We start from the raw sequence: 4,675 nt of genomic DNA on the forward strand, positions 1-4,675 counted from the left end.
AAAAAAAAAGGAAAACATCACTATTTTCCTTCTCTATTATTCTACTATTGGTTCTATTAAAATTTTGACTCGATAATTTGCATCACTTTATCGACTGTTTCTTCGAGATTCATCTGCGAATTGTCAACTTCTATGGCATCATCTGCTTTGCGAAGGGGTGAATAATCACGGTGAGAATCGATATAATCTCTTTCGTTCACATTTTTTAGTACCTCATCTAACGGAATGTCTTTTCCTTGCTGCTGATATTCTAAAAAGCGACGCTTTGCTCGTACTTCTGGCGAAGCTGTTACAAAAATCTTGACATCAGCTTTTGGAAAAACTGTTGTTCCGATATCGCGACCGTCCATCACAATACCACCTTTTTCGCCCATCTGTTGCTGTAAAGCCACGCAATAATCGCGAACTGCAGGAATTTCGGAAATTGGACTAACCATTTTAGAAACTTGCATGGTGCGAATCTCATCTTCAACATTTATTCCATTCAGGTATGTTAAATTCTTTTGTGTTAAAGAATCTTGTATAAATTCTATCTTAATGTTAGATAAATTGGCTATTAATGATGTTTCATCAATTTTATTCTCAGCAATATACTGATGCTGAAACGCATATAAGGTTACGGCGCGATACATTGCACCACTATCAATGTGAGTATAACCAAGATTTTTTGCAATAATTTTTGACATCGAACTTTTTCCGGTAGAAGAATATCCGTCGATTGCAATAATTAAATTTTCTTTCATCTAAATAGAAATTGAAGACAAAGATAAGATTTTATAGTGGTTTGAAAAGTTTTTATAACCAAGGATTACTTCTCCAATAATCACGACCTTGAATAATGCGGTCTAAATTAATGATTAGTCCAAAATGATTAGAGCCACCAGATTTGTGGTAATTCGCGTGTCCAAACTCGAATCGGAAAGCATTAACTCGAATTCCAAAACCATACGTTAATCCAGATAATGAGCGAACTCCCTCGGCTGCTAACTCATTTCCTCGTTTGAAATTATACCCTATTCGCATGTTAAAATCTGAATTTGGAAACAACTCTGCTCCTACTGAAACGTGATCCATCATTTTTCGTCCATTAGATACTTCTTGTCCACTCTTATTATAGGATTGAGAAATATCAAATTTCTGTAAATCGTGCAAAGAAAATGTAAATTCTAACGGAACATGTTCCAATCGATGTGAGATTCCTAAGTTAACTTGCGTTGGCATGTCTTCTTTTTTGCCATTGTACGTTTGGATTTGTCCTCCGATATTACGCACAACCAACGATACATTGATATTTTTATCGAAATCATGATAGGATAATCCTACATCTCCAGCTATTGCCGAAGATTTATACGATTCAATAGTAGAATTGATGTATTTAACATTTGCTCCAATTGTCCAATAATCACCTAAAACACGTGCATACCCCACTGTTATTGCTGCATCATTCGCTTTGAAATTCCCTGTGATATTTCCACTTTCATCCGTTCCGATTAGTTTTCCGTAATCTACATATTGACCATGTACAGAAAGATAATTCTCTTGATCGATTTCATAGACTGTTGAAAATGTACCAAAATCGACATCTGCAATATAATTCACATAATTGATTCCGAATTGTCCGTGCATATCACGATTCATCAATGCAGGGTTCCATAAAGACGAATTAGGATCAGCATCCCAAGAAGTCGCTGCATTTCCTCCCAAAGCTGCTTGGCGTGGAGATGTTGTAATGTTTAAAAACTCGTAAACACGCGTTCCATCTTGCGCAAAAATCGAAGACGATAGCGCGATAAACAATAATGTACTTAGCTTTTTAAACATTTAGCAAAAATAAGGATTTTGTAGAATAACGAAAACAGAATGATTTTGGTATATTAAGAAACAAAATTTTAAAGGTTTTGAAAAAAAAGCCTAACTTCAATTTACCTAAAAAACATGTTATGGAATTTTTTATTGCCATTATTATAATTGTCTTAATTGTGATTTTGTTTAACAAAGTTTCTCAACTCAAAAAACAGCTTGATGAACAAGAAACGAAACTTAGACATTTGCAACAGCAATTAGACGAAAAAGAAACAATCATTAAATCAACAACAATTGTGGAGCAACCCAAAAAAGTTGAAGAAGCTGTTGCACCTCAATCCGAAATTGTTTCATTTAATAAGCCAGAACCACCAAAACGTATTTTTGACGAAGTTCCTCCAAGACAAAAAACAAAAAATAATATTGACAAGCACCTCAACAATGGGATTACATTTATCAGAGATAATTTCTTAACTATTTTTGGAATTGTAACCTTAGTTTTAGGAATTGCTTATTTCGTGAAATATGCGATTGACCAAAATTGGATCAACGAAACATTTCGTGTGTTAATTGGACTTGTAGTGGGCTTGAGTATTATTGGTATAGCACACAACATTAGGAAAAACTACGCTATCTTTTCTTCTATCTTAATTGGAGGAGGATTAACCGTCTTGTACTTCACGCTAACCATTGCTTTTCGAGAATATCAGTTACTTTCTCAACACGTAACTTTTACGTTATTAACACTCGTTACAATTTTCTCAATTGTTATGGCGATGTTGTACAATCGACAAGTCTTGGCTATTTTTTCTATACTTGGAGGTTTTACAGCTCCATTGATGATTAGTACAGGCGAAAGTAATTATATTTTCCTGTTTGCTTACTTGGTTATTCTCAATCTTAGCATGCTCTTTATGGCATGGCGAAAAAACTGGCAAGTTATTTCGTTTATCGCTTTTTGTTTTACGTCTATATATAGTATCTCATGGATTGATCAATCTAAAACCTCGTCTCAATATCTTTTCTACGCACTACTTTACGTTACTTTTACTGTTACAAGTTTAATCAACTACATCAAAAAAGAAGAATTTTCAGTTTGGAACTCACTTTTACTAAGCTTCAATACAATTCTATCAACCATTTTAATATCTTCCGTCTATTATTATATTGTTGGAAATAACAATGGCTTGATTGTGTTTATAGTAGGATTAATTAATGCTTTTGGCGCGATTTATATCTACAAAACGTCTAAAAATAATTTATTACAAAATACCTTAATAGGTTTGAGTATTGCCCTAATTACTGCTGCGATTGCATTACAATTCAAAGCAAATGTTGTTTCGGTTTGTTTTGCAATAGAATCTACGTTATTATTATTTCTGTGGAAAAAAAGTCGCGAAAATATTTTCAAAATCTTTTTCATCGCAATGTTTCCATTTCTTTTGATTGCTTTATGTGTTAATTGGTTTGATTATATCGATAGCAATTCGCGTTTACCACTTTTATTCAATCATGTTTTTATCACAAGTATCATTGCACTAATTTGTTCTATCGCGAATATATATTTGATGAAAGATTTCGAAACAGAAGAACAATTCTTAGGGTTCAAGCTCAATCATTCAAAATTCATCTTCATCTCAACATCACTTTTATTGATGTATACAGGAATATTGTTCGAATTAATTTACCAAATCGAACCTTATTTCAACTTTATGATGATTATAAGTTACATTTTGATTTATACTTTATTCTTTATTGCTTTAATTTTAGCACTACGGAAAAGACTAAATTTAGGAAGTACATTGCAGCTAGTATTGCAGATTTCAGCTGGATTGTGCGTTCTACTTTTACCACTGTTTGCTAATATTCCGTTGTTATCAAGTAAAACGAATTACGGCATCAATAGTTATTTTATTTACTTAACTTATCTACTTCCTACCGCTTATCTCGTCTATTTAATTGTAAAAAATCACGATTTCAAAACCTCAACTGCCAAACAAATCATCAGTATGCTTTTGGTTGTTTACGTGATTAGTTTTGAGAAATACAATTCGTTTATGTTATTAACACTAAATGAGGGAACAACTAACTTTTCACATCAAGCAGATATTTTTCGAATGATATTATTACCGATTATATGGGCAGTATTGGGATTTGTGTTGATTTATTTTGGATTAAGAAAACAACTCAAAGGCTTTCCTATAGTAGGAATTGCTCTATTTGGATTGATCATTCTAAAATTATATTTGGTTGATGTTTGGGAAATGAGTAATGTTTTCAGAATTATATCGTTCATTGTTTTAGGAATACTCATTCTGTTCACATCTTTTATGTATCAAAAATTAAAAAATTTGATGAAGAATTTGATGGAAAAACCAAATAATAACACAGAAGCTGAACAATAATGTTCAGCTTCTGTGTTAAATATTTCTATTCAGTGCTTCTGCTATGACACGCATATCGTCCGAAGAAGGCGATTCGTAGATTTCTAAATGAAAATATGGAACAACCGCAATAATATGATCAAAAATATCTGCCATTATCACTTCATATTCATTCCAAACTGTTGTATTGGTAAACATAAACAATTCGATTGGCAAACCATGTTCTGTTGGTTGAAGTTGGCGAACCTCGAACATTAAATCTTTTCTAATCTTAGGACTATTATACGTGTATGTTTTGATGTATTGACGAAATAATCCAATATTTGTCATCCGTCTTCCATTTGCTAAGATTGTTGGATCAACTTTGTTCGATACATTATATTGTGCAATTTCATTGGAGCGATCAACAATAAAATCATACAACATTCTAATTTTTTTTAATTCTTCAATTTCATCTTCAGTTAAAAATCGAATCGAATTCATTTTTA

The 4,675-nt window shown here is 32.4% G+C and carries 3 protein-coding genes and 1 pseudogene; 1 reads left to right on the forward strand and 3 read right to left on the reverse strand.

Annotated features, from left to right (window positions below; genetic code table 11):
* Positions 1-56: 56 nt before the first annotated feature.
* Positions 57-743: a (d)CMP kinase gene (cmk, locus tag Q0616_RS06910; RefSeq protein WP_188319546.1), complete on the reverse strand. Its 687-nt coding sequence runs from the start codon at positions 741-743 to the stop codon at positions 57-59.
* A gap of 52 nt (positions 744-795) precedes the next feature.
* Positions 796-1,821: a type IX secretion system protein PorQ gene (gene porQ / locus Q0616_RS06915; protein WP_171622702.1), complete on the reverse strand. Its 1,026-nt coding sequence runs from the start codon at positions 1,819-1,821 to the stop codon at positions 796-798.
* A 119-nt stretch (positions 1,822-1,940) separates the two neighbouring features.
* On the opposite strand from porQ, the gene Q0616_RS06920 reads away from it, so the two are divergent.
* Entirely contained in the window at positions 1,941-4,208 is a 2,268-nt protein-coding gene (locus Q0616_RS06920) for a DUF2339 domain-containing protein (protein ID WP_284582811.1), read from the forward strand.
* 15 nt (positions 4,209-4,223) lie between these two features.
* On the opposite strand, the pseudogene Q0616_RS06925 reads toward Q0616_RS06920, so the two are convergent.
* Positions 4,224-4,675 (reverse strand): annotated as a pseudogene (locus Q0616_RS06925) (mechanosensitive ion channel domain-containing protein); the annotation flags it as partial.

Source organism: uncultured Empedobacter sp., from assembly GCF_937930195.1.
Lineage (GTDB): Bacteria > Bacteroidota > Bacteroidia > Flavobacteriales > Weeksellaceae > Empedobacter > Empedobacter stercoris.

What these genes read in the sequence shown, in the direction of transcription:
- cmk (WP_188319546.1), bottom strand. Translation starts at nt 743, where the DNA reads ATGAAAGAAAATTTAATTATTGCAATCGACGGATATTCTTCTACCGGA.
- porQ (WP_171622702.1), bottom strand. Translation starts at nt 1,821, where the DNA reads ATGTTTAAAAAGCTAAGTACATTATTGTTTATCGCGCTATCGTCTTCG.
- Q0616_RS06920 (WP_284582811.1), top strand. Translation starts at nt 1,941, where the DNA reads ATGGAATTTTTTATTGCCATTATTATAATTGTCTTAATTGTGATTTTG.